This window comes from Klebsiella sp. F11 (assembly GCF_056712265.1).
Window position 1 is genome coordinate 2,730,982 of the sequence record NZ_CM160060.1, and the last position, 21,551, is coordinate 2,752,532.

Here is a 21,551-nt window from a genome sequence, read left to right on the forward strand (position 1 = left end):
CAGGAGATTAGCATGCAGCGGCGTTCGGCAACCTTAGATGATGTGGCCAAAGAGGCTGGGGTCTCTCAGCAGACGGTTTCCCGGGTACTGAATAATCCGCACCTGGTCTCTGAGCGCACCCGCGATAAGGTGATTCGCGCGCTGCAGGCGCTGCACTATGTGCCTAACCGCTCCGCCCAGCTGCTGGCTGGCAAGGCGGCGCCCTCCATTGGGCTTATCACCGCGTCGTTGACGCTGCATGCGCCATCGCAAATTGCCGCGGCGGTGAAGCGTCATGCCGGCCTGCAGCGGCTGGAGGTGTCGATCGCCATGCCGGAGCAGACCGACTATTTGTCGCTGCAGGCGCGGCTGGACGAGTTTCGCGCCCAGCATATCCGCGGAGCCATCGTGAGCCTGCCGCTGGAGAGCAGCACCGCCGAGCGTCTGGTCGCCGAGAACCCCGATATCTCCTGCCTGTTTCTCGACGTCTCTCCTGAAACGGAGGTTTCCTGCGTGCGCTTCGATCATCGCGACGGCTGCGGCGCCTGCGTGCGTCATCTGTGGGAATCGGGGCATCGGCAGTTTGGCCTGCTGGCGGGGCCGGAAAGTTCCGTTTCGGCGCGCATGCGCCTCGGCAGCTGGCGCGAGGCGCTGCACCGTCTCGGCGTTAGCAGGGAGGTAACGGTCTTCGGCGACTGGAGCGCGGCCAGCGGCTGGCAAAAGACCTTTGAACTGCTGCATCTTCAGCCGCGACTCAGCGCGATTGTGGTGGCCAACGATCAGATGGCGCTGGGGGTGCTCAGCGCGCTGGCGCAGCTTAACCGCACCGGCAGCAGCGCCATCTCGGTGACCGGCTACGACGATACCGCCGATAGCCTCTATTTTCAGCCGCCGCTGACCACCGTCGCGCAGAATTTCGATCTGCTGGGTAAAAGGGCCGTCGAACTGCTGGTTCAGCAAATGGCGACGCCGCAGCTGCGCATTCGTGAACTCCTGCCGACCGCGCTGATTGTGCGCCAGTCAACCTGGACATATGATGCCGGGCCGGCCCGCGATCCGCTCATTGCTCAGCTAAAAACGCTGGTGGAGAAGCTTTAACCGGGTTGGTTTAAGCTTTATTGAAGTAGGGGGTGCTAGGGTGTGCGACAGGCGTAAAGAAAGATGCACTCTTTTTTTGCGTACAATGCAAAACACAATCTATCCATGCAAGCATTTATTTACCGCCATTTCACTGGCGGTTTTTTTTGCCTGCGTTTTGCCCATTTCGCCGGGGCGTATTTTATTTAACTCTGCTATTTGAGCGGTTATTAGCCTGTTACTGGAATAAACGCGCTGTTTCTGGAGGGGGCGGTGCGCCGACCTTCCCGGGCGATAGTTTTTAACCCAGCATAAAATGCTGTGGAGAGCGGGAACGCTTAATAACGGGCCGCAATGCCCGCAGCGGGCGCGCTGGCCGTGCCGATCGTAAAGCGTTTGCGCTTGAGCAGGGGATTTATGTGCCCGACCGCGCCGTGCCGTTTGCTCAGGCAGGTCAGCATTACGCTATCGGACCACTGGCACTGGCTGCGCCCGCGATGGGATGACGGCGCGTTAAATAATGCGCTAACGAGAAGCCCGGCAAAAAGGGTGAGCAGCGGGAATGTGAGCGAGGTTTTCACTTGATGATGGTCCTGGCGGCCAATACTATTTTCAGTACCCTACACTAAAAATGTGACAATTATCCCATTTATGTTTTGTATGACCGCTTCGTTAGCGGCCGGTAACGAAGACGGGCACATCGAAGCGCGTGACTTCAGGTGCGGAAAACGATACGATTCGTATATGTTTTATAACGATATGTATATATGGGAATCGTAAAAATTTCAGATCTGCTGCATGAAGATATTCGCGACGCCAGCAGAGCCATGTCACGGTCGGTGAACGCCCAGGCCGAATACTGGATCCGCGTGGGCATGATGAGCGAGCTCTATCCCGAGCTTAACCATCAGCAGATTAAGCTGTTGATGCTCAAGTCAGGATCCGATCGTCTGCTGGAGGTGATTAATGCTATCAATTCCCATTAAAACCGCCGAAGAGCTTGCTGTGCAGCGTCATGCCGGCCGGCTGTTAGCCGCCGTTTTCGACATGCTGGACGAGTTTATCCAGCCGGGCGTCACCACGATGGAGATCAATAATCGCGCCGAGGAGTTCATCGTCAACCAGCTGCACTCCCGGCCCGCCAGCAAGGGGCACGTGCTGAATACCTCCATCAATGAGGTCGTGTGTCACGGGATGCCGAAGGAGACCGAGCACCTAAAATCGGGGTCGATTGTTAACGTCGATATTACTCTTGAGAAGGGCGGGCTGATCGCGGACTCCAGCAAAATGTACCTGATCGGCGACGTTTCTCCGCTGGCCCGCCGGCTGGTAAAAACGACCTACGAAGCGATGTGGCAGGGCATCAGGGCCGTGAAGCCCGGCGCCACGCTGGGCGATATTGGCTATGCGATCCAGACCCATGTTGAAAAAAACGGCTACAGCGTCGTCAGGGAGTACTGCGGCCACGGCGTGGGCAAAGAGATGCATGAAGATCCGCAGGTGCTGCACTACGGTAAACCCGGCGAGGGGGTTGCGTTGCGCGAGGGAATGGTCTTTACCATCGAGCCGATGGTCAATCAGGGCGGCAGCAAAACCAAGCTCAAAAAAGACGGCTGGACGGTGGTAACCCGCGACAAAAAGCTCTCGGCGCAGTGGGAGCACACCATCGCGGTGACCGCCACCGGCTTTGAGGTTCTGACGCTGCGTCAGGGGGAAGAGCCACCGCTTTGACAGAACCTCTGCGCCGGCTATTGAGCAATAGCCGGCGCACGAACCCTCAGCGACTCCCGGCCTCCGGCTTTTGTTTCAGCCACAGCCCCAGTTCCTGAACGACCTCGACTACTTTTACCAGCCTGAGACCGTCCTCCGTCAGGTTGTAGACCACCTTCACCGGCACTTCGGGATAAACGGTACGCTGCACCACGCCCGCTTCTTCTAACGCCCTGAGATCCATAGTGAGCATCCGCTGAGAGATGGCGGGAATATCCCGGCGCAGGTCGCTGAACCTTTTCGGCTTTTCCAGCAGGAACGAGACAATAAGCAAACGCCAGCGGCCGCCAATGAGATTCATGGCAACTTCGACGGAACAGCCGGAGATAACGTCCTTCATTTTAATACCCGGTATAATTTATGTACCTACACTACAATAATGTGCCTTCTTTAAACTATCAACTAACTTTGTTAACCTCCCGACAGACTTAAACGGTGAGGATGTTATTGCATGAAATTATAATATTCTCCGGGCAGCTGCTCTCTTTCTCCGCATATTGCCTTACGGGAAGCCGGTCTTGATTTTGAGCTTATCCGCGTCGATACCAAAACGCATACCTACGGTGGCGGGAAAAACTATTATGATATTAATCCTCTGGGCTACGTTCCGGCATTAGAGACCGCCCGGGGTGATATATTTCGCGAGGGCGTCACACTCATTCAATATATCGCTGATTTAGCCCCTGAGGCTGGACTGGCTCCCGCCAGCGGGACGATCGAGCGCTATCGCCTTGAGGAGTGGCTGGTATTCTTCAACAGTGAAATTCATAAAGTTTTTATTCCACTCTTTTATACCGAACGCGGCGGAGCCTATATCGATATTGCGCGGCAGAAATTATTTTCTCGTTTTGCGTGGCTCGACCAGCAGCTGGAAAATAAAACGTATATCACCGGCGCACGGTTCTCTATTGCCGATGGCTATCTGTTTGCGCTGGTCGGTTGGGCGAAAGCGGAGTGGCTGAGATCGGTTTATAACCTCGATATTGACCTGACTGATTATAAACATATTGCCGCCTGGTATCAGCGGGTGCTGGCGAGACCGGCGGTCCGGCAATCTTTAACGGAGGAGGGGATCGACTTCCTGCCGCGCGTATAATACCGCCCGCTTCCTGTGCTATTATGGCGCTCCACCAACGCTTAAAGGGATGAAAGGATGTTAGAAGAATATTTTGGTCCAGCTGCCACGGCAGAGGAGAAGAAACGACTCCTTGCCGTCCAGGCCGCCTTAGAAATCTCGAAAGCAGCCGTCTCTTCATCAACCGCGAATGCCGGGATCCGAAGCCAGATGGATCTGCGCAACGTGGCGCAGGAGGTTGCGTCATTAGCCGACGCGATTCAGGATGCTCTCGAAGAGAGCGAGTAAACGCAGAACAGTCCTGCAGGCAGTCAGCCCCTTGATGTGTCGACAACAGGGGGCATTCAGAAAAGCACGCTATCTCACCGCGGTTAGCGTAGCCTTCACCGCGGAGGCTGGGCTGAACTCAATGGTGAGGGGATGCTCAGCGCCGGTTATTGCGTCCTTATCGAAGGTCAGGGCAATGACCGTTATATTCTGCGGGATAAAACAGGCGAAATTACCGCGATAATCCCAGCCGCGGTTTTTGCCGATCGCCAGGTTAAGCCTGACCACCTGGTTAGCATCAACGGTAGCCTCGACAGCAAAATGACATCGCCCGTCGTTCGGGTCGACAGGCTGCAAAAACAGGCGCCAGAGTAAAGTTGGAATAGCGCGGGGCTCTCAATCGCCCTTATTCCCGGAGAGGCGAGGGGCGTGACGCCCCTCATATTTTTCAGGAGGTTATTTTTGCCGTTATATGCACTTTATTTCCCATCCGCGCCTCGATTATTTTATAGGTCTCCCTGCCTTGTTGTTTTGTGAGTTGGCGAATTTTATTTTCAGCGTGTTCCAGCGTATCGCCGGTGGCGGTAACCGTTTTGGCGAATACGGAAAAGGGCAGAATTAAGATAAACAAAGCAGAAACTAAAATTTTCATCATGGGTTATTACTCCTGAGATTCAAATAAAGGCCTTCAGCCAGGCTTCAACATCCTGCGTGCCGATATTATTTTTTGCATTAAAGGTGTCATCTATTGGCCACCACATGCCGGCTCCTCGCGCAAATGCGCTGCGATAGCGAAGCATTTGATCGTTCGGGTTAGCACGAAGCTCATCAAGCAGTGCAGGTAGGGTCAGTACATTTTTTATAAACGTTTGTCCCGTCACGCGTTCTACCGTCGAAGCTAGCTGACCGTAGGAGAGGGTTTCACCGGCAACAAACACCACCTCGTTCTTGATACGCGGCTGATGCAAATAAACGGCGGTCGTCAGGCGGCCAATATCTGCCGGCGAGGTGACCGTGACCTGGGTATCCCAGCTCCCGAGCGCGTTAATTGTTTTTTCTGCGAGATTAACGACATTAAACGCAGGCTCAAACAGAAAGCTGGTAAACATTCCGGTTGAAACAATGACCCATTCCGTTGTCTTTTGCCCGCGTAGCAGGCTTCTGACGTCGTACTGCTCATCCCATACCGGCTGGCCGCTTCCTTTCCCCACCACGTCGTAGTTGACGCCGAACTGCCAGGGGAAATAACGCTTCACCTTAGCGTCGAGAACGGCCTGCGAGATCTTCAGCTGCGTGCCTGGGCCAGCGACAAAGCCCATGCAGTTGATGATGGTGTCATACCCTCTGAACGTCTCCCGCAGCGACTCCGCCGTGGCGCCGGCCATATCCAGCGCAATGAATTGAGCCCCCGCCGCCGCGTGCTTTTGATGACTTTCAGCACGAAGATGGCCCCGGGCATCCCGTGATTCAGGGGAAACAATTACGCTGACTGAACCCTTAAGCTGTACCACTGCGGGGACCAACGCGCTGAGCAGAGCATCACCCAGCTGTCCCGCACCCAGCACCAATACCTTCTCTGGAGAAATGAGTTTACTATCTTGCATGTTGACACCTCAGAGTGTAATGCAGCGAATTTACTGCACTGAGAGCAAGTTTACCGGGGCTAAAGTCATTCGATAAGTCTGCGAGCATGGGTTAAACTGTTAGTAGAAATGGGATAATCTCCACTCAGACTGCGGGTGACATGATGGATAAGCTGGATGCAATGCAGGTATACGTCCACGTGGTGGATACGCACAGTTTCGCCAGGGCAGCGGAAGCGCTGGGCCTGCCGCGCTCGACCGTTTCTCGCGTCATAAAGGAGATGGAGACCTACCTCGGACTTCAGCTTCTACAACGCACCACGCGCAAGCTGAGCGTCACGGCCGACGGGCGCAGATATTACGAAGAGTGTAAAAGGATCCTCGCGGATATCGCGTCCGTTGAATCCTCTTTCCCCGGCAGGGCCGGCCAGCCGAGAGGGCGCTTTAAAGTGGGTATGCCGCATTCCCTCGCCAGAAACCGCTTTATTCCCAGATTGCCGGAGTTTTTGCAGCCGTATCCCGAGCTGGAGATGATCCTTTGCTCAAGCGATAACGTTGAGGACCTGGTTCAGGAGGGGTATGACTGCACGATCAGAGCGGGAAGGATTGAGGACTCGACGACCCTGGTCGCCCGCCCGCTGGCAAACTTTAAATGGGCGGTGATGGCCTCGCCGAAGTATATTGCGGCGCATGGCAGGCCTGAATCGCTGGACGATCTGGAGAACCACCGGGCGGTTGGCTTCCTTAATCACCGAACCGGACGCACCGCGGAGTGGCTGTTTACGCTGAACGGCGAAGAGAGAGCGGTTCGGATGACGGAGACTTTGGTCGTGGATGATACTGATGCCTATATTCAGGCCGGTATTGCCGGGATGGGGTTGATTAGAGTGGCTAGCTACCTGGTTGCCCCCGCTCTAAAAAAGGCGGCGCTGGTTTCCTGCCTGGATGAGCTCTCCTTCGATTTACCGCTGTCGCTGGTCTACCCGCAGAACAGATACCTTCCCCCGGCGGTTCGCTCGTTCTATGAATGGAGTAAATCGATTCTTAATGCCCCGGGCAATAGCTCTTTGAGTCTGTAACTTAATCGTTTATGGATAACCTATGAAAACGCCAAAGCTGGAAACCTCACGTCTTTATCTGCAGCCGCTTCAGGCTGAAGATGCCCTCCAGATTCAGAAAATCTTCCCGCAGTGGGAGATCGTTCGTTATCTTGCCGCAGGCTTCCCGTGGCCTTTTCCGCCGGATGGCGCCAGTCGTTATGTGAACCAGATTGCGCTGCCGGCTTCGGAAAAAGGCAAGGGGGTTCATTTTGAAAATGTCGCGTAGATACTATATGAACCATATTGATATGGGACTGATATTTTTGGGTCTTTTTACCCTGTACTGGTTTGAACAGGATGGTGTTAATCCGCTTCTGCTTATCCCGGCGGCTTTTTATGTTTCATTGTTCCCCTTTGCGCGAATAACGTTCGAAAGCGTGTTTCTCCGCAAGGTGTCAGATAAACCCTGGGGGGAAGGGGCTAACTCTTTACAACTCCCCGGGGAGCTTCTTTTGGGGGGGATCATTCTGATTCTGACCCTGCCCCTGTGTATAATCTATGCCATAGCCAGATTGAAATCGCATTAATAGTCGGGCGGGAATATCCCATGACAAAACCCGGTGCTGAACGCAGAGCAGGTCGCGTCTGCCGCGTCTGAGCGTAGCGTAATTGTCCATGCCGTTAATCCGCCCGGCTATCGAAACGGGGAACAGCTGATTTTGCCAATATTCATCTGATGCCAGGGGTCGGATAAGCGCTTGTTTTATTCTATCCTGACCTTAGACTTTAAGTGCCGCACGGATTGCGGCTTCCATTTTCTCCGGGGTGGTGAACGGAGCAAAGCGCCTGAGCGGTTTACCGTCACGTCCGATCAGGAACTTAGTAAAGTTCCACTTGATTCGCCGGCCCGGCATGCCGGGTAATTCGTCTTTCAGGTAACGAAACAGCGGATGCGCTGCGGCGCCGTTAACCTCCACCTTCTCGAACATCGGGAAGCTCACACCGTAGCTGATGTGGCAGGTCTGCGCGATTTCGTCGGCGCCGCCGGGTTCCTGTTTACCGAACTGGTTGCAGGGGAAACCCAGCACAACCAGCCCCTGAGCGGCGTACTTCTTATAGAGCGTTTCAAGACCTGCGTATTGCGGGGTGAAGCCGCAATGGCTGGCGGTATTCACCACCAGAACCAGCTTGCCAGCGTAGTCGGCCATAGAGATGAGCTGGCCACGCAGGCTGGTGGCAGTCAGTTGATAAAAAGTGGTCATCGGAATCCTCATAGCAGAACGCGTTCGACGTCGACATTGCCAGCCGCAGGAGCTCGTGGCGTGGGTCGTGGTGTAGCGATCCTGCTTCCCATTGATCAATACGCCATTATACGAGCAATATCCGCTTCTGACACAACGCGACCGGATGCTGCGACCAGGGGCGGCTTTGAGCGGGAAGAGGACCTTTCTGCTTTCGTTCATGCGCACAACAATAGCTCCGGGAATATGGCATAAGTCATCCAGGCGGGTACGGGCGAACATAAACGCTTTAAATCAATATCCAGCTATTTCTGAATAGCTGATAGTGTTATTGAACTTCTCCTTAAGCCGTCTGCCATCAGTGTAGCGATTGCTACACTGATAGACTCCTATGTTCGTAGCCGGAGCGTTCTGGTTGCCACGCTGCCTCAGCGTAGTTTTTCCAGCAGCTGCTCCGCGCCTTTGTCCACCCCTGTCTCTGCCGCGCTCATTGAACCAAACGTTGCGCCTACGTTCATAGCGTTAGGATACTGCTCCGCCACTGATGTAGCCCCCTGAAACACCGGACAGTAGCTGTATCTCCAGATAAGAGATAGGCTTAAATATATGTCTAACAACCATGTTAATTTTGAGATGACCGGGATCCTGTTAGGGCAAGAAGCCCGTAAGCGTAAGACTCCGCAAGAGAAAATTGCCATCATCCAGCAAACAATGGAGCCGGGTATGAATGTCTCCCACGTTGCTCGTCTGCACGGTATTCAGCCCAGTCTGCTGTTTAAATGGAAGAAGCAATATCAGGAAGGTAGCCTCACCGCCGTTGCGGCCGGAGAGGAAGTGGTTCCGGCTTCGGAGCTGGCGACTGCACTCAAACAGGTCCGGGAACTACAGCGTCTCCTGGGTAAGAAGACGATGGAAGTTGAGATCCTCAAAGAAGCGGTGGAGTACGGCCAGTCGCGAAAATGGATAGCGCACGCGCCCTTGTTGCCAAAGGACGGGGAATAGCTCTGGTTAGTCGCACCATGAGCGTGTCGCGTGCGCAGTTATCACTGCGGGTGAGCCGCTCTGCCGACTGGCAGGACAGGCGCAGCAACCGGCGTAATGACGAAGCTGATGCAGAGATACTGTCGGAGATCCTCGGCATCATCAGCGACATGCCCAGCTACGGTTACCGGCGGGTGTGGGGTATCCTGCGTAAGCAACGCCGTGTAGAGGGACTTCCACCGGTGAACGCCAAACGGCTTTACAGGATAATGAGCGAGCATAACCTGCTGTTGTTGCGTGATAAACCAGAGCGTCCGAAGCGGGAGCATAAAGGCAAAATCGCGGTAGCGGAAAGCGATATGCGCTGGTGTTCAGACGGCTTCGAGTTCGGTTGTGACAACGGCGAGAAGCTTCGGGTGACGTTCGCACTGGACTGTTGCGACCGGGAGGCCATAGACTGGGCAGCGAGCACGGGAGGCTACGACAGTTCAACGGTACAGGATGTGATGCTGAGGTCAGTGGAAAGGCGCTTCGGTAGCACGCTGCCGGGTAAACCAGTGCAGTGGCTGACAGATAACGGTTCAGCGTACACCGCGCATGAAACGAAGAAGTTCGCGCGAGAACTGAATCTGGAGCCGTGTACAACAGCGGTGAGCAGCGCACAAAGTAACGGCATGGCCGAACGGTTCGTGAAAACGATGAAGGAAGATTACATCGCGTTCATGCCAAAACCAGATGTGGGAACAGCGCTACAGAACCTTGCAGCGGCGTTCAATCACTAGAATGAAAATCACCCGCACAGTGCGCTGGGATATCACTCTCCGAGAGAGTACCGGCGGCAGCGGGCATCGTTAACTTAAGATACAAAAGCTGTCCGGAGATGGCGGGTCAAGATCAGATACTGCTCCGCCACATAGGCCAGCAGAAGTTCACCGGTCGCGGAATCTTTCACTTCAACGACATAGTTGACGTACCCGCTCATCAGGCCGCGCCCGCCGCGCACGGACTGAACGATGTTATACGGACCGCCGGCCAGGTCGAATTTCGTAAAGGTCCCCACAACCTGCGGCGTCGTGTCTGCGCCGGTCAGCGTCAGCTTAAGCCGAAGAGAAGGGGCGTTTCCGCCGCTGGCGTTGACGGTAAACTTCTCCCTCAGAACTTCGGCAAACTTCTTTTGCATGTAGTTTGCCAGATTGCGTCGGTCTTCCTGAGATAGCTCATTAAACTGCGCGTCGCTACCGCTATAAATATCGACAGGATCGATAGTGATGCTGCGGTATTTACTCCAGTCAACCGGGGCAGCGTAGCGGAATGGGATCCGGTCGCTGTCGTCAGCCGTATTGGGCGTCATCCGGGACGTGGCCTCAATGCCGGAATATTTTACCGGCGAGGTGGACGAACAGCCTGCGGCGGCAATGATGGCGGTCAGGATAAGCGTACGGGACAGCTGTTTTGTCAGGCAAACCATAAATATTCTCCGGTTACTTTTTTAAAATAAACTGTACGGTATAGTTAATATAGTTTATCCTGGTCATGTCAAGAAAATGTTTCGGTTCTTGTCTGTAACTTTCACATGAGGAGTGCGGAATGCTTTACATCAACCCGAAGTTTTCGTCGTCAGGCATCACGTACTGGACCCGTTCCCGGCAGGTCACCTCGCCAGCACTGAGAGAGGAAGTATCCGAGGCCATACGAGAAGAGAGTGCTGAATGCGCCGGTTTTATCTGGAGCATGCCGCTCCGCTATTCCGGCCTGCCGGTACGGCGGAGGCTGATAAGAATGATGCTGACACTGCAGAAATACGGCGAAGCCAGGTGTCGCCTTGACAGCCGGGGACGAGACACCTTTACGCCGGCAGCGGATTATGCGCGGAGCGTTATTGATACGGCGATGCTACGCGGAGAGTTGCGCTGCCGGCCCCCCTGCGTAATGACTCGCGCCTTCCTGACGCAGGCGGAGGAACTGCGGAGTCTCATGGCTGGCGTTCAGCAGGATAATGCGCTTCTCCGCAAGGAAGTCAGGCGCAGAACGGCCGATTTTCTTTGGCGGTATGCAGCGGGGGCAGAAGTATGAAAGTGCTGCTTATCAGCGCTGTTCTGGCGCGTGTTTTTATTGCCGGCGGCGTCCTCACCACATTTGACGTCCAGGTCGACTGATGAATAGCTGGCTGGTAGCCGAGGCGCTGGAAATTACGCCGACTCGGCAGTGGTTCGTGTACGGAGCCATGCTGATAACCGTGGCATGCGCCTTGCTGAGAACCGCCGGAAACCTCAGGGAATTGCGCCGTCTGCGCCGGTTTGGGAAGCGCCGGGCCGGATATTATGCCGTCAGGATGTGGGGGGCATCACCAGGACCGCTGCGAATAATTCTGGTGGTGGAATGCCTCGTTGTGGACGCGCTGTGCGTACTGGTGCTCCGCGACGTCACCCTCTGGTGAATGCACCCGCAGCATCTGGCCATCAGTACCCTGGACAGCGTCGGAAAAAGCCCGCCGGAAAGCGGGCTGGTAGGGTTCAGATGTGGCTGCCGATGGAAAGACACCCGGTAAGCATCAGTGCGGTCATGCCGATAACGAGACTGTAAACAAGACGCATGTCAGCTCCTCAGAATAAAGAAACGCAGCCGGTCAGCAGAAGCGAACTCACGGTCAAACTCGCCACCAGAATGAAACGATTAAGCATGAACGTAACCTCCAATATAAACTGTACGTATCAGTTTATATATAATCGGAGATTAGTCAACCGATATGGTGAATAATCCGTCTCTGCTCGCTTTGTCAGCGTGGTGACGCGCCCGATATAAATACCTCTACGGCGCTTTTTACCATTGCGACGATATCTTCGCGCGTATAAACCGGCATATTGTGCCGGAGAAAGAGCTCGTCAGCCTCGGCCTTCACCAGCGCAGAAAACTGTTTCGCCCTCAGATCGGGGCGAGCGGGAAGCAAATCGCCGGCCTCAATATACTGCTCCATCAGCGTCGCCAGAGCATTCATACTTTCCCGGACACCGGATTCATAAAAAATATCACCGATGCCGGAATGGCCTGCCTCGCCGATAACCATGCGATACAGCTGAAGCCCCTTCCAGTCCGATGTCATGGCACCCAGCATGCCCTCGCCGAAGCGCTGCAGCCTGTCGGGCAGGGGTAGATGCAGGCTGTCCTGGCTATAAATATCTTCCGCGGCGCGCGTCAGAAAGTTGGTGCCATAGGTCCTGACGACGGCGTCAAGAAGGCTTTCCTTAGAGGAAAAATAGTTATAGAGCGTGGCTTTGGAGCACTCTGCCGCTCTGGCTACACTATCCATGGAGGCGCGTTCGTACCCCTGCTCGAGAAAGACTGTCGTGGCAGCGTTCAGTATGTCGGTTCGTTTTTTTTCAGTCAGCGTTCGCATGTGATTTCTCCCTGTAGACAGGCTTATATTAACAGAACCACTCGGTTCATTAAAGGCGCGCATTTTTAGCTTCAAAATCCCGATCGCTGTCTTGCCTCTCAGGATAATAAGCGGGCAACGCTGCATATCAGTCTGCTCCGGGAGTATTTAAGGCCAGCTAACGCCGGGCTGAATAAAGAGCCAACAACTGCAATAGTGTTGGCAATCACCGCATCAGGGTTCCAATTATCGCTATCATTCTGCAAAAGAAACTGGCCGTCTCATCATTGATTAGCATCGCTGGCAGCGAAGCTGCCAAACGCTACGATCGAAAGCTGCTGCAACCCGAGTTCGCGCACGGCGCGACAACGCCAGGCCTGACAAGCGAGGGATATAAAAAATCCACGCCTGGCGTGGATTTTAGAGGGAGTATGAGAGCAGGGGGCTAGCGTTCACGCCTTGCCATCAACAGCGCCAGGTCGACGAGGCGCCTGGAGAATCCCCATTCATTGTCGTACCACGCCAGAATTTTGACCATATTGCCGCCAATCACCAGCGTTGACAGACCGTCGATAATGGAAGAACGCGGGTCGCCCTGGTAATCGCTTGATACCAGCGGTTCATCGCTGTAGCCGAGGATCCCTTTCAGTGGTCCCGTCGCGGCGGCTTCACGAAACGCATTATTAACCTCTTCCGCCGTCACATCCCGCTCGAGGGTTACGGTTAAGTCGACAATCGATACTACCGGCACCGGTACGCGCAGCGAGTAACCGGTTAAGCGGCCATCGAGCTCAGGGATGACTTTGCCAAGCGCCTTCGCGGCACCGCTGGAGTAAGGCACAATCGACAGCGCAGCGGCGCGGGCGCCACGCAGGTCTTTTTCCGGCTGGTCGTGCAGCGCCTGGCTGTTGGTGTAGGCGTGGGTGGTGTTCATCAGACCATGCTTAATACCGAAGTGCTGGTGCAGAACCTGCGCGGCAGGGGCCAGACCGTTGGTGGTGCAGCTACCGTTGCTGACCACGTAGTGTTTATCCGGAGAGTAGAGGCCATCATTAACCCCCATCACGATGGTTAAATCATCGTTTTTGCCGGGGGCGGAGATAATCACTCGCTTTGCGCCGCCGCTGTGGATATGTACTGCCGCCTTGTCCCGGTCGGTGAAGAAGCCGGTTGCTTCAATGACGATATCAACTTCGCGCTGGCGCCACGGGATGTTGGCCGGGTCGCGTTCGCTGAACACGGTAATCGATTTACCGTCAACCACAAGTTGCCCTTCACCGGCGGTGACGTCGGCGTCGAGTTTTCCGAGCAGCGAGTCGTATTTCAGCAGATGCGCCAGGGTCTTACTGTCCGTCAGATCGTTGATGGCCACAATCTGAATATCCGGGTTACCCAGGGCAGCACGCAGTACGTTGCGTCCGATACGACCAAAACCGTTAATACCGACCTTTACCATGCTCAACTCCTTATCTGTTGTCTCTGGAGTTAATGTAGGTCGGTCTCCATTTGGCGTAAATGACAAAAAAGGATCACTTTACGCCATTTTACGACAGTGAAAGCGCTGGCGATATTCGCCAGGCGTGAGATGAAGCTGTTTTTCGAATAGCCGTCGCAGGTTAATGCTGCTGCCGAATCCGGTTTGTTCGGCGATACGTTCCAGGCTCTCGTTGGTCTGCTCCAGACGCTGTCTGGCGGCGGCCAGACGAGCTTCGGCGACGTAGCGTGCCGGCGAAGCGCCGGTTTCCCGGGTAAACACGCGGGTGAAATTACGCGGACTCATGGCGACTTTTTCCGCCAGCTTATCCACGCTGAGGTCGGCGGTGAGGTTCTCGAGCAGCCAGGCCTGCAGATCGCTAATCGGGCCCAGGGTGCTGCTCTGCTGCAGGTTATAGCGGCTAAACTGCAGCTGTCCTCCGGGACGGCGCAGGTACATAACGAAGTCCTGGGCGATGTCGCGCGCCAGGCTGAAGCCGTAGTCCTCTTCAACCAGCGCCAGTGTCAGGTCAAAGCCGGAACTGACCCCGCCTGATGTCCAGATGTGTTCGTCCTGAATGTAGAGCGGACCGCCTTCGACGCGCACCTGAGGAAATTCTGCCTGCATGGTTTCCAGCAGCTTCCAGTGGGTGGTGGCTCGTCTGCCGTCCAGCAGCCCGGTTTGCGCCAGCAGCATCGCGCCGCCGCAAATGGATGCAATGCGGCGGGCATGGGGAGCGGCGAGGCGCAGCCAGTCAACCACCGCAATCCCTTCCTGCGGGTTTTGACCTCTGCCGGTGATAATGATGGTATCGAGAGGCTCGCGAGGGTCTATTTCATGCAGGCGATGATCCGCCAGGAGATTTAAACCCGACTGGCCATGAATCACCTGATGCGGCTGGGGGGTCGCTAACTGAACCTGGTAACAGGTGCCCATCGCGCCTTCCGGGTGCAGGCGATTGGCCTGCATCAGAATGTCGGCAATACCGGCGGATTCAAACAGCATGCCGCCATCGGGGACAATAATAAGTATCTTCTTCATGTCCTGAAAAGTATTCTTTTTACAGAATAAGTCAACAGAATATACGCGGACGGAAAAGTCTTATCTCTGCTGCCGCGGCAGTAACGCCTCTGGCTAATGGTTTGATGCTGACTGCACGGCATTGCCTGCAATGCCTGTTCTGAGCGGAGGCGGAAGTTCGCTTTGAAAAGCAGGATCGTTGTCGTAGACGATGAAGAGGATCAGACTAGCCGGATGGTTAGCTTTTCTACTTCTCCGCTGTTTAGCCGATAATCACTTTTAACCTTAATTGTTTCGCATCACCCCTTTTTTATTGACGAACTGTCAGGGAGCGCACTTTAGTGCACTCACCGTTGTTATGTCATCACTGCTATCCATCTGACCACGGCTAACTCTCGCTATGAAACGCTCTCCGGGCTTAAAAAAAGAAATGAATGTTTTCTTGAATTTATGTAAATGCAATTTACGTAAATAAATAAAAGCTTAAAAAGAAAGCATTTTCTTTAATTACGCATGCTGAATATTTGTAAGAGAAAATCAGGTTTGAACAATAAATTTGAATGCGAATCAAAATTCACTTTAAGGTTAATTTAATGATTGATTTATTAATTGAATGAAGTCATTTTGTGTTTTTTGTTACATAAAAGAGCCTGGGTAAATGCGTCTGATAAACTCACAATCAGCTTATGGTTTTATATCCATAATCCTGCACTGGCTAACGGCTGCCGTCGTGTATGGGATGTTCGCACTCGGGCTGTGGATGGTGACGTTAGGATATTATGATACCTGGTACCATAAAGCTCCGGATATCCATAAAGGGATCGGCATTCTTTTGATGATGGGGCTAATCATCCGGGTGTTATGGCGGTTTATATCTTCTGCGCCTCAGCCGTTAAAAAGCTATTCAAAAATAACTCGCATAGCTGCCGGTTTCGTTCACGCGTTACTTTATCTGGCACTTTTCACTATTGTCATTAGCGGGTACCTCATATCAACAGCCGATGGTAAACCGATAACCGTTTTTGGCTGGTTTTCTGTACCCGCGGTCATATCGGATGCCGCGATACAGGCTGACACTGCGGGTGTATTACACCTGTGGGTTGCATGGGGCGTTGTCGTGGTATCACTTCTTCATGGCCTTATGGCAATTAAACACCATTTTATTGATAAAGACGCAACGCTGCTCAGAATGCTGGGTAAAACGTCAATACACTCTGGAGTAAAAAAATGAAAAAACACCTGCTGGGATTTTCGCTGTTCAGCGCTCTGTTCGTTTCTGGTTCTGTTTTCGCGGCGGATTATAAGATTGATAAAGAGGGTCAACATGCATTTGTAAACTTCAAAATAAAACATCTTGGCTATAGCTGGCTGTACGGGACATTTAAAGATTTTGATGGCACATTCACCTATGACGAAAGTAACCCATCAGCCGATAAGGTTAACGTTAAAATTGCCACCGGCAGCCTGGATACCAATCATGCTGAACGAGACAAGCATCTGAGAGGGGCTGATTTCCTCAATACGGGCAAGTTCCCCGAGGCGACGTTTGTATCGACGGCGGTCAAAAAGAGCGGGGAGACGCTGGAAATTACGGGTGATTTAACGCTGAATGGCGTTACCCGGCCCGTTGTTCTGGATGCGAAACTTATTGGTCAGGGCGATGACCCGTGGGGTGGCAAACGTGCCGGATTTGAGGCTACAGGCAGCATCCACCTCAAAGACTTCAATATTAAAAGCGACCTGGGGCCGGCATCACAGGATGTCGAGCTGATTATTTCCGTAGAAGGCGTCCAGCAGTAATTGAATAAATCCCGGATATAACAGATCCGGGATTGACTTCGTTATACAGGCACCTTTTTCCCAGCAATACCTGCGGCGCTATTTATTGTTCGTATTTTCCGGCCGGATATTTTAAGACAATTTGAGTGATGAAAGGAGCTATAGGAATGCAGTTAAAATATATCTAAAATGCGGATTGAAGACGCGATGCGGCACCATCGACGCCGCCTGGTTCAGCGCGCTATCCGCTACAGCGCGATAAAGCAGAACGCCCCTTGATGCATAAGCAGCAAGGGGCGCTTAAGGGTGGGGATTATCGTCGTTCATCAGTCATCCCATTTGTGGCTCAGGTACGCGGCAAGAAAACCAAAGAACAGAATCGTTCCCAGAACTGCCATAAAGACATGCATATTTCCCGGCATGATTAACCTCCATAAAGTGTTGATTTGCGCTAAGTAGTCCTTATTGAAAGGGGTGTACGGTTGTTGAGCATAGAGTAGCCAACGCAACCTCAACCGGATGTTAACAAAAGGTATTCATTCACAATCTCAATCAGCAGGCCCGCGCCGGCCATCGCTGACCGCCGCTACGACTTTACACCCGCCGGGGAAGCAAATTTTTTGCGATACTGCAGCGGGCTGAGGGCAAACTGCTGGCGAAAGTGATGGCGCAGGGCGCCGGCGTTGGCGAAACCGCAAAGTTCGGCGATCTTCTCCACGCTAAGCCGGGTATCGATGAGATGCTGCGTGGCACGCTGCAAACGTTCATCCAGCAGCCAGCGCGCCGGGGTTTTGCCGGTTGCCGCCTCAAAACGGCGTAAAAAGGTGCGCGGGCTCATGCCGACGCGCTGCGCCAGCGAGGCGACGCTATGGCTGACGGCCAGCTGCTGATGCAGGAAGTCGAACAGCAGCCCCAGGCGCTGACTCTCCCGCGCTTGCGCCACCGGGCGGACAACCTGCTGGGCCTGGGCGCCGTCGCGGTGCGGCGAGACCACCAGCCGGCGAGCAACCGTATTCGCCGCGTCAATGCCGTAGTCTTCGCGCACCAGATGCAGGCATAAATCAATCCCGGCGGCGCTGCCTGCCGATGTCATGACGTTCTCGTCGCCCACGTATAGCACATCGTCGATCACCTCCACCTGCGGGTAGCGCTGGCGCAGCTGCTCGGTATAGCGCCAGTGGGTTGTCGCCCGGCGGCCATTAAGCAGGCCGGCGGCGGCGAGCACGAACACTCCGGAGCAAATCGAGATGATACGACAGCCGCGGGCGCGGGCGGCAATCAGCGCCGCGCAGAGCGCTGCGGGAACCGGGGCGTCAATCCCGCGCCAGCCGGGTACCACAATAGTCTGCGCTGTGTTGAGTAAATCCATACCGCCATCGGCCACCAGCCGTATACCGCCGGTCGCGCGGAGCTCACCGCCGTCGACGGCGGCGACCGCAAACTGATACCAGCCGGCGCCCATTTCCGGGCGCGGCAGGCCGAAGATCTCCACCGCCACGCCAAACTCAAAGGTACAGAGGCCGTCGTAGGCCAGTGCAACCACCCGGTTACGTGACGGTGTCACACCAGAGGTTGTCATGATTTCAGCGTTTTCTGTCATGGTTGCCAGCGGATAAGCGAGAGAAGGTGTCATTAAATTAGTGGTATCACAGACAAGGAGAATACGCCATGAGTGTTGTTACCGAATTTACCCCTGCCGCACCCGCCGAAGCCGCCGCCTGGTTTCGCAAAAAGCTGGCTTTTGAAACCGATTGTGCTGACGTCCACCGGGCGATGAGCGAAGGCGAAGCCGATTTTGTCCTGCTGCACGTCGTCGGCAGCGGGCAAACTTTTGCCCGCCGCCATCTCCCTGGTGCGCGGCATATCCCGCACCGGCAGATTGATGCCGCCAGAATGAGCGAATGGCCGATGGAGACGCTGTTTGTGGTTTACTGCGCCGGCCCGCACTGCAACGGCGCGGACGTTGCGGCGCTGCGGCTGGCGCTGCTGGGACGACCGGTGAAGGTGATGATCGGCGGCCTGACCGGCTGGCAGGACGAAGGGCTGCCTTTTGCGGATTGAGGCGAGCGGCGGTCAGCCTCTGGAAAGTAAGCTGAGCGCTGGATGAAATTATTTCATCAGCCATGAAATTTTCTCGTTTGCCGAACGCCATGCCGCGTGCCAGTATTTGGACATATAGCCATCCAGAAGTCTATAAATTCAAATAATGAACTATCACGGTGGGCAACTAATCCGACCCGCCGTCAAGGAGAGACCATGCAACGTTCACAGGCCCCGTTCCGCGCCGACATCGTCGGCAGCTTCCTGCGTCCCAACGCCATTAAGCTGGCGCGCCAGCAGTTTGCCGAAGGCGCTATCGATAGCGTTCAGCTGCGGCGTGTAGAGGATGACGCGATTCGCCAGCTGGTGCAGCAGCAGTGCGACTGCGGCCTGCACGTGGTGACCGACGGAGAGTTTCGCCGCGCGTGGTGGCACTTTGATTTCTTTGACGGCCTGCAGGGCGTCGAGCGCTACGATTCGGATCGCGGTATCCAGTTCAACGGCGTGCAGACCCGGGCGCACGGTATCCGGGTGACCGGTAAGCTGGCGTTCGGCGAGCATCCGATGCTGGAAGATTTTCGCTTTCTGCAGAGCATCAGCGGCAGCGCGCAGCCCAAAATGACCATTCCCAGCCCGAGCGTGCTGCATTTCCGCGGCGGACGTAAAGATATTGATTCTACCGTCTATCCGGATCTCGCCGACTATTTTGCCGACCTTGCGACCACCTGGCGCGATGCGATTCGCGCGTTTTATGACGCCGGCTGTCGCTATCTGCAGCTGGATGATACCGTCTGGGCCTACCTGTGCTCGGACGAACAGCGCCAGCAGGTGCGCGATCGCGGTGAGGACCCGGACGAGCTGGCGCGGATCTATGCCCGGGTGCTGAATCAGGCCCTGGAAGGTAAACCGGATGATTTAACCATCGGCCTGCACGTCTGCCGCGGCAACTTCCGCTCCACCTGGATCTCCGAAGGCGGCTACGAGCCGGTTGCGGAAGTGCTATTTGGCAGCGTCAACGTCGATGCGTTCTTCCTTGAGTACGATAACGACCGCTCCGGCGACTTTGCGCCGCTGCGCTTTATCCGCCCGGGCCATCAGCAGGTGGTGCTGGGGCTGATCACCACCAAAAACGGCGAGCTGGAAAATCCTGAAGGGATTAAGGCGCGGCTGGCCGAGGCGGCGCAGTACGTTTCGCTGCAGCAGATATGCCTCAGCCCGCAGTGCGGCTTCGCCTCAACCGAAGAGGGGAATTCCCTGACCGAGTCGCAGCAGTGGGATAAAGTCCGCCTCGTCACCGGGGTTGCCGCTCAGGTCTGGTAACCTCTCTTCTTAGCGCAGCGTTGCACCGTTTTGAGGCAACGCTGCGTCTCTCTTTTTACGCTCCCGCCGCGCGCCGCGCCTTCAGGTTGTTCAGCAACCTGGCATCTTTTTTGCCTTATCACTTCCGGTTAGTCGTTAATTCATTTTTTGTTTTTGCGATATTCAGGAGTGAACATGCAGCGTCGAACACTATTAAAAGCTTTTGCACTCTCCGCCTCTGTCATCAGCATGGGCTACACGTTTCCGGCTTTTGCCGCCGACACCATTAAGGTCGGCATTATGCATTCGCTCTCCGGGACGATGGCCATTTCCGAAACGCCGCTAAAAGACGTCGCGCTGATGGCGATCGACGATATTAACGCCAGGGGCGGCGTGCTGGGTAAAAAGCTCGAACCGGTGGTGGTGGACCCGGCCTCGAACTGGCCGCTGTTTGCGGAAAAAGCCCGCCAGCTGCTGACTCAGGACAAGGTTGCGGCGGTCTTTGGCTGCTGGACCTCGGTGTCACGTAAATCGGTGCTACCGGTATTCGAAGAGCTCAACGGGCTGCTGTTCTACCCGGTACAGTACGAAGGCGAAGAGATGTCGCCGAACGTCTTCTATACCGGCGCGGCGCCAAACCAGCAGGCTATCCCGGCGGTGGAATACCTGTTAAGCGAGGACGGCGGCGGCGCGAAGCGTTTCTTCCTGCTCGGGACGGACTACGTCTATCCGCGCACCACCAACAAGATCCTGCGCGCCTTCCTGCACGCCAAAGGGATTCAGGATAAGGACATCGAAGAGGTCTACACCCCGTTCGGCTACAGCGATTACCAGACCATCGTCGCCAATATTAAGAAATTCTCGGCGGGCGGAAAAACCGCGGTGGTTTCAACCATCAACGGCGACTCCAACGTTCCGTTCTATAAAGAGCTGGCGAACCAGGGAGTGAAGGCCACCGACGTTCCGGTGGTTGCGTTCTCGGTGGGGGAAGAGGAGCTGCGCGGCATCGATACCAAACCGCTGGTCGGCAACCTCGCGGCGTGGAACTACTTTGAGTCGGTCGATAACCCGGTCAATAAGCAGTTCGTGGCCGACTACCGCGCCTATGCTAAGGCCCATAAGCTGCCGAACGCTGATACCGTCGTCACCAACGATCCGATGGAAGCCACCTGGGTCGGGCTGCATATGTGGGCGCAGGCGGTGACCAAGGCCGGCACGACCGATGTTGATAAGGTTCGCGCGGCGATGGCCGGGCAGACGTTTAAAGCGCCGTCCGGCTTTACCTTGACCATGGATGCCACCAACCACCACCTGCATAAGCCGGTGATGATCGGCGAAATCGAAGGCAACGGTCAGTTCAACGTCGTCTGGCAGACCGACGATGCGGTTCGCGCCCAGCCGTGGAGCCCGTGGATCGCCGGTAACGATAAGAAGCCCGATCATCCGGTAAAAACCGCCAGCAACTAAGCGTCACTCAGCGTCGCCTTCCCGGGCTTCGGCCCGGGCGGGTGGGACGTGCTTTAACGAGCGTTCGGGAGACCCGGAACGCCACA

General features: G+C 55.1%; 27 protein-coding genes and 3 pseudogenes. 18 read left to right on the plus strand and 12 right to left on the minus strand.

Annotation, left to right across the window (positions count from 1 at the left end; translation table 11 throughout):
- The first annotated feature begins 12 nt into the window (after nucleotides 1-12).
- Nucleotides 13-1,077 carry a LacI family DNA-binding transcriptional regulator gene (locus AC1M2H_RS13560; protein WP_480151728.1) on the plus strand — a complete coding sequence of 355 codons (1,065 nt, stop codon included), beginning with the start codon at nucleotides 13-15 and terminating at the stop codon, nucleotides 1,075-1,077.
- A gap of 317 nt (nucleotides 1,078-1,394) precedes the next feature.
- On the opposite strand, the gene AC1M2H_RS13565 is transcribed toward AC1M2H_RS13560, so the two are convergent.
- The gene (locus tag AC1M2H_RS13565) at nucleotides 1,395-1,637 is read right to left on the minus strand and encodes a hypothetical protein (protein ID WP_480151729.1); all 243 of its coding nucleotides are present in this window, start codon (nucleotides 1,635-1,637) and stop codon (nucleotides 1,395-1,397) included.
- A 186-nt stretch (nucleotides 1,638-1,823) separates the two neighbouring features.
- Here AC1M2H_RS13565 and AC1M2H_RS13570 point away from each other — a divergent pair, with 186 nt between their 5' ends.
- Together AC1M2H_RS13570 and map are read left to right on the plus strand one after the other, a co-directional pair.
- Nucleotides 1,824-2,042 (plus strand): ParD-like family protein, encoded by a 219-nt coding sequence (locus tag AC1M2H_RS13570; RefSeq protein ID WP_480151730.1) that lies wholly within the window; start codon nucleotides 1,824-1,826, stop codon nucleotides 2,040-2,042.
- The gene (gene map / locus AC1M2H_RS13575; RefSeq protein WP_480151731.1) at nucleotides 2,023-2,787 is read left to right on the plus strand and encodes a type I methionyl aminopeptidase; all 765 of its coding nucleotides are present in this window, start codon (nucleotides 2,023-2,025) and stop codon (nucleotides 2,785-2,787) included. Before AC1M2H_RS13570 ends, map begins: the two co-directional genes overlap by 20 nt.
- 46 nt (nucleotides 2,788-2,833) lie before the next feature.
- Here map and AC1M2H_RS13580 read toward each other — a convergent pair whose 3' ends face one another.
- Nucleotides 2,834-3,166, minus strand: coding sequence for a winged helix-turn-helix transcriptional regulator (locus AC1M2H_RS13580; protein ID WP_480151732.1), 333 nt, complete (start codon nucleotides 3,164-3,166; stop codon nucleotides 2,834-2,836).
- 156 nt (nucleotides 3,167-3,322) lie between these two features.
- Between AC1M2H_RS13580 and AC1M2H_RS13585 the strand changes: the two genes are divergently transcribed.
- From AC1M2H_RS13585 to AC1M2H_RS13595, 3 genes are all read left to right on the plus strand, one after another.
- Nucleotides 3,323-3,922, plus strand: coding sequence for a glutathione binding-like protein (locus AC1M2H_RS13585; protein ID WP_480152321.1), 600 nt, complete (start codon nucleotides 3,323-3,325; stop codon nucleotides 3,920-3,922).
- 57 nt (nucleotides 3,923-3,979) lie between these two features.
- The gene (locus AC1M2H_RS13590) at nucleotides 3,980-4,189 is read left to right on the plus strand and encodes a hypothetical protein (RefSeq protein ID WP_426814656.1); all 210 of its coding nucleotides are present in this window, start codon (nucleotides 3,980-3,982) and stop codon (nucleotides 4,187-4,189) included.
- A gap of 132 nt (nucleotides 4,190-4,321) precedes the next feature.
- Nucleotides 4,322-4,543: a NirD/YgiW/YdeI family stress tolerance protein gene (locus tag AC1M2H_RS13595; protein WP_480151733.1), complete on the plus strand. Its 222-nt coding sequence runs from the start codon at nucleotides 4,322-4,324 to the stop codon at nucleotides 4,541-4,543.
- A gap of 73 nt (nucleotides 4,544-4,616) precedes the next feature.
- Here the strand turns inward: AC1M2H_RS13595 and AC1M2H_RS13600 are convergent, their stop codons facing one another.
- Together AC1M2H_RS13600 and AC1M2H_RS13605 are read right to left on the minus strand one after the other, a co-directional pair.
- Complete coding sequence (locus tag AC1M2H_RS13600; protein WP_480151734.1) at nucleotides 4,617-4,823, minus strand: DUF1471 domain-containing protein; 207 nt, start codon at nucleotides 4,821-4,823, stop codon at nucleotides 4,617-4,619.
- Nucleotides 4,824-4,842: 19 nt separating this feature from the next.
- Nucleotides 4,843-5,772 (minus strand): aromatic alcohol reductase, encoded by a 930-nt coding sequence (locus tag AC1M2H_RS13605; protein WP_480151735.1) that lies wholly within the window; start codon nucleotides 5,770-5,772, stop codon nucleotides 4,843-4,845.
- Nucleotides 5,773-5,915: 143 nt separating this feature from the next.
- Here AC1M2H_RS13605 and AC1M2H_RS13610 point away from each other — a divergent pair, with 143 nt between their 5' ends.
- The 4 genes and pseudogenes from AC1M2H_RS13610 to AC1M2H_RS13625 all read left to right on the plus strand — a co-directional run.
- The gene (locus AC1M2H_RS13610) at nucleotides 5,916-6,830 is read left to right on the plus strand and encodes a LysR family transcriptional regulator (RefSeq protein ID WP_480151933.1); all 915 of its coding nucleotides are present in this window, start codon (nucleotides 5,916-5,918) and stop codon (nucleotides 6,828-6,830) included.
- A gap of 22 nt (nucleotides 6,831-6,852) precedes the next feature.
- Nucleotides 6,853-7,077, plus strand: coding sequence for a GNAT family N-acetyltransferase (locus tag AC1M2H_RS13615; RefSeq protein WP_480151736.1), 225 nt, complete (start codon nucleotides 6,853-6,855; stop codon nucleotides 7,075-7,077).
- A 7-nt stretch (nucleotides 7,078-7,084) separates the two neighbouring features.
- Nucleotides 7,085-7,378, plus strand: a complete 294-nt coding sequence (locus AC1M2H_RS13620) for a hypothetical protein (protein ID WP_480151737.1) — start codon at nucleotides 7,085-7,087, stop codon at nucleotides 7,376-7,378.
- Nucleotides 7,379-7,414: 36 nt separating this feature from the next.
- Nucleotides 7,415-7,519, plus strand: a pseudogene (locus tag AC1M2H_RS13625) (NAD-dependent epimerase); the annotation flags it as partial.
- A gap of 51 nt (nucleotides 7,520-7,570) precedes the next feature.
- On the opposite strand, the gene AC1M2H_RS13630 reads toward AC1M2H_RS13625, so the two are convergent.
- Both AC1M2H_RS13630 and AC1M2H_RS13635 read right to left on the minus strand, forming a co-directional pair.
- Entirely contained in the window at nucleotides 7,571-8,053 is a 483-nt protein-coding gene (locus tag AC1M2H_RS13630) for a glutathione peroxidase (RefSeq protein ID WP_480151738.1), read from the minus strand.
- A gap of 407 nt (nucleotides 8,054-8,460) precedes the next feature.
- Nucleotides 8,461-8,574, minus strand: a pseudogene (locus AC1M2H_RS13635) (DUF3313 domain-containing protein); the annotation flags it as partial.
- 91 nt (nucleotides 8,575-8,665) lie between these two features.
- On the opposite strand from AC1M2H_RS13635, the pseudogene AC1M2H_RS13640 reads away from it, so the two are divergent.
- Nucleotides 8,666-9,873 (plus strand): annotated as a pseudogene (locus AC1M2H_RS13640) (IS3 family transposase).
- Here the strand turns inward: AC1M2H_RS13640 and AC1M2H_RS13645 are convergent.
- Entirely contained in the window at nucleotides 9,870-10,481 is a 612-nt protein-coding gene (locus tag AC1M2H_RS13645; protein ID WP_480151739.1) for a DUF3313 domain-containing protein, read from the minus strand. The pseudogene AC1M2H_RS13640 and the gene AC1M2H_RS13645 sit on opposite strands and share 4 nt — an antisense overlap.
- A 119-nt stretch (nucleotides 10,482-10,600) precedes the next feature.
- Here AC1M2H_RS13645 and AC1M2H_RS13650 point away from each other — a divergent pair, with 119 nt between their 5' ends.
- Both AC1M2H_RS13650 and AC1M2H_RS13655 read left to right on the plus strand, forming a co-directional pair.
- Nucleotides 10,601-11,086, plus strand: a complete 486-nt coding sequence (locus AC1M2H_RS13650; protein WP_480151740.1) for a hypothetical protein — start codon at nucleotides 10,601-10,603, stop codon at nucleotides 11,084-11,086.
- An 82-nt stretch (nucleotides 11,087-11,168) separates the two neighbouring features.
- Nucleotides 11,169-11,450 carry a hypothetical protein gene (locus AC1M2H_RS13655; RefSeq protein WP_480151741.1) on the plus strand — a complete coding sequence of 94 codons (282 nt, stop codon included), beginning with the start codon at nucleotides 11,169-11,171 and terminating at the stop codon, nucleotides 11,448-11,450.
- Nucleotides 11,451-11,789: 339 nt separating this feature from the next.
- Here AC1M2H_RS13655 and AC1M2H_RS13660 read toward each other — a convergent pair whose 3' ends face one another.
- The 3 genes from AC1M2H_RS13660 to AC1M2H_RS13670 all read right to left on the minus strand — a co-directional run bounded on the left by AC1M2H_RS13660 (nucleotide 11,790) and on the right by AC1M2H_RS13670 (nucleotide 14,901).
- Complete coding sequence (locus tag AC1M2H_RS13660; RefSeq protein ID WP_480151742.1) at nucleotides 11,790-12,407, minus strand: TetR/AcrR family transcriptional regulator; 618 nt, start codon at nucleotides 12,405-12,407, stop codon at nucleotides 11,790-11,792.
- Nucleotides 12,408-12,831: 424 nt separating this feature from the next.
- Nucleotides 12,832-13,842, minus strand: coding sequence for a type I glyceraldehyde-3-phosphate dehydrogenase (gene gap / locus AC1M2H_RS13665; protein ID WP_480151743.1), 1,011 nt, complete (start codon nucleotides 13,840-13,842; stop codon nucleotides 12,832-12,834).
- A 78-nt stretch (nucleotides 13,843-13,920) separates the two neighbouring features.
- Nucleotides 13,921-14,901 carry a GlxA family transcriptional regulator gene (locus tag AC1M2H_RS13670; protein WP_480151744.1) on the minus strand — a complete coding sequence of 327 codons (981 nt, stop codon included), beginning with the start codon at nucleotides 14,899-14,901 and terminating at the stop codon, nucleotides 13,921-13,923.
- A 637-nt stretch (nucleotides 14,902-15,538) separates the two neighbouring features.
- Between AC1M2H_RS13670 and AC1M2H_RS13675 the strand changes: the two genes are divergently transcribed.
- Nucleotides 15,539-16,111, plus strand: coding sequence for a cytochrome b (locus AC1M2H_RS13675; protein WP_480151745.1), 573 nt, complete (start codon nucleotides 15,539-15,541; stop codon nucleotides 16,109-16,111).
- The gene (locus tag AC1M2H_RS13680; RefSeq protein ID WP_480151746.1) at nucleotides 16,108-16,680 is read left to right on the plus strand and encodes a YceI family protein; all 573 of its coding nucleotides are present in this window, start codon (nucleotides 16,108-16,110) and stop codon (nucleotides 16,678-16,680) included. The genes AC1M2H_RS13675 and AC1M2H_RS13680 overlap by 4 nt, the downstream gene beginning before the upstream one ends.
- 305 nt (nucleotides 16,681-16,985) lie before the next feature.
- On the opposite strand, the gene mgtS is transcribed toward AC1M2H_RS13680, so the two are convergent.
- The gene (mgtS, locus tag AC1M2H_RS13685) at nucleotides 16,986-17,081 is read right to left on the minus strand and encodes a protein MgtS (RefSeq protein WP_426814665.1); all 96 of its coding nucleotides are present in this window, start codon (nucleotides 17,079-17,081) and stop codon (nucleotides 16,986-16,988) included.
- 164 nt (nucleotides 17,082-17,245) lie between these two features.
- Complete coding sequence (gene ftrA / locus AC1M2H_RS13690; RefSeq protein ID WP_480151747.1) at nucleotides 17,246-18,259, minus strand: transcriptional regulator FtrA; 1,014 nt, start codon at nucleotides 18,257-18,259, stop codon at nucleotides 17,246-17,248.
- Nucleotides 18,260-18,327: 68 nt separating this feature from the next.
- Between ftrA and AC1M2H_RS13695 the strand changes: the two genes are divergently transcribed.
- From AC1M2H_RS13695 to urtA, 3 genes are all read left to right on the plus strand, one after another.
- Nucleotides 18,328-18,720, plus strand: coding sequence for a rhodanese-like domain-containing protein (locus AC1M2H_RS13695; RefSeq protein ID WP_480151748.1), 393 nt, complete (start codon nucleotides 18,328-18,330; stop codon nucleotides 18,718-18,720).
- A gap of 195 nt (nucleotides 18,721-18,915) precedes the next feature.
- Nucleotides 18,916-20,019, plus strand: coding sequence for a cobalamin-independent methionine synthase II family protein (locus tag AC1M2H_RS13700; RefSeq protein WP_480151749.1), 1,104 nt, complete (start codon nucleotides 18,916-18,918; stop codon nucleotides 20,017-20,019).
- Between the two features lie 174 nt (nucleotides 20,020-20,193).
- Nucleotides 20,194-21,465, plus strand: coding sequence for an urea ABC transporter substrate-binding protein (gene urtA, locus AC1M2H_RS13705; protein ID WP_480151750.1), 1,272 nt, complete (start codon nucleotides 20,194-20,196; stop codon nucleotides 21,463-21,465).
- The last annotated feature ends 86 nt before the right edge of the window (nucleotides 21,466-21,551 follow it).

What these genes read in the sequence shown, in the direction of transcription:
- AC1M2H_RS13560 (WP_480151728.1), top strand. Translation starts at nt 13, where the DNA reads ATGCAGCGGCGTTCGGCAACCTTAGATGATGTGGCCAAAGAGGCTGGG.
- AC1M2H_RS13570 (WP_480151730.1), top strand. Translation starts at nt 1,824, where the DNA reads ATGGGAATCGTAAAAATTTCAGATCTGCTGCATGAAGATATTCGCGAC.
- map (WP_480151731.1), top strand. Translation starts at nt 2,023, where the DNA reads ATGCTATCAATTCCCATTAAAACCGCCGAAGAGCTTGCTGTGCAGCGT.
- AC1M2H_RS13580 (WP_480151732.1), bottom strand. Translation starts at nt 3,166, where the DNA reads ATGAAGGACGTTATCTCCGGCTGTTCCGTCGAAGTTGCCATGAATCTC.
- AC1M2H_RS13590 (WP_426814656.1), top strand. Translation starts at nt 3,980, where the DNA reads ATGTTAGAAGAATATTTTGGTCCAGCTGCCACGGCAGAGGAGAAGAAA.
- AC1M2H_RS13595 (WP_480151733.1), top strand. Translation starts at nt 4,322, where the DNA reads ATGCTCAGCGCCGGTTATTGCGTCCTTATCGAAGGTCAGGGCAATGAC.
- AC1M2H_RS13600 (WP_480151734.1), bottom strand. Translation starts at nt 4,823, where the DNA reads ATGATGAAAATTTTAGTTTCTGCTTTGTTTATCTTAATTCTGCCCTTT.
- AC1M2H_RS13605 (WP_480151735.1), bottom strand. Translation starts at nt 5,772, where the DNA reads ATGCAAGATAGTAAACTCATTTCTCCAGAGAAGGTATTGGTGCTGGGT.
- AC1M2H_RS13610 (WP_480151933.1), top strand. Translation starts at nt 5,916, where the DNA reads ATGGATAAGCTGGATGCAATGCAGGTATACGTCCACGTGGTGGATACG.
- AC1M2H_RS13615 (WP_480151736.1), top strand. Translation starts at nt 6,853, where the DNA reads ATGAAAACGCCAAAGCTGGAAACCTCACGTCTTTATCTGCAGCCGCTT.
- AC1M2H_RS13620 (WP_480151737.1), top strand. Translation starts at nt 7,085, where the DNA reads ATGAACCATATTGATATGGGACTGATATTTTTGGGTCTTTTTACCCTG.
- AC1M2H_RS13630 (WP_480151738.1), bottom strand. Translation starts at nt 8,053, where the DNA reads ATGACCACTTTTTATCAACTGACTGCCACCAGCCTGCGTGGCCAGCTC.
- AC1M2H_RS13645 (WP_480151739.1), bottom strand. Translation starts at nt 10,481, where the DNA reads ATGGTTTGCCTGACAAAACAGCTGTCCCGTACGCTTATCCTGACCGCC.
- AC1M2H_RS13650 (WP_480151740.1), top strand. Translation starts at nt 10,601, where the DNA reads ATGCTTTACATCAACCCGAAGTTTTCGTCGTCAGGCATCACGTACTGG.
- AC1M2H_RS13655 (WP_480151741.1), top strand. Translation starts at nt 11,169, where the DNA reads ATGAATAGCTGGCTGGTAGCCGAGGCGCTGGAAATTACGCCGACTCGG.
- AC1M2H_RS13660 (WP_480151742.1), bottom strand. Translation starts at nt 12,407, where the DNA reads ATGCGAACGCTGACTGAAAAAAAACGAACCGACATACTGAACGCTGCC.
- gap (WP_480151743.1), bottom strand. Translation starts at nt 13,842, where the DNA reads ATGGTAAAGGTCGGTATTAACGGTTTTGGTCGTATCGGACGCAACGTA.
- AC1M2H_RS13670 (WP_480151744.1), bottom strand. Translation starts at nt 14,901, where the DNA reads ATGAAGAAGATACTTATTATTGTCCCCGATGGCGGCATGCTGTTTGAA.
- AC1M2H_RS13675 (WP_480151745.1), top strand. Translation starts at nt 15,539, where the DNA reads ATGCGTCTGATAAACTCACAATCAGCTTATGGTTTTATATCCATAATC.
- AC1M2H_RS13680 (WP_480151746.1), top strand. Translation starts at nt 16,108, where the DNA reads ATGAAAAAACACCTGCTGGGATTTTCGCTGTTCAGCGCTCTGTTCGTT.
- mgtS (WP_426814665.1), bottom strand. Translation starts at nt 17,081, where the DNA reads ATGCCGGGAAATATGCATGTCTTTATGGCAGTTCTGGGAACGATTCTG.
- ftrA (WP_480151747.1), bottom strand. Translation starts at nt 18,259, where the DNA reads ATGACAGAAAACGCTGAAATCATGACAACCTCTGGTGTGACACCGTCA.
- AC1M2H_RS13695 (WP_480151748.1), top strand. Translation starts at nt 18,328, where the DNA reads ATGAGTGTTGTTACCGAATTTACCCCTGCCGCACCCGCCGAAGCCGCC.
- AC1M2H_RS13700 (WP_480151749.1), top strand. Translation starts at nt 18,916, where the DNA reads ATGCAACGTTCACAGGCCCCGTTCCGCGCCGACATCGTCGGCAGCTTC.
- urtA (WP_480151750.1), top strand. Translation starts at nt 20,194, where the DNA reads ATGCAGCGTCGAACACTATTAAAAGCTTTTGCACTCTCCGCCTCTGTC.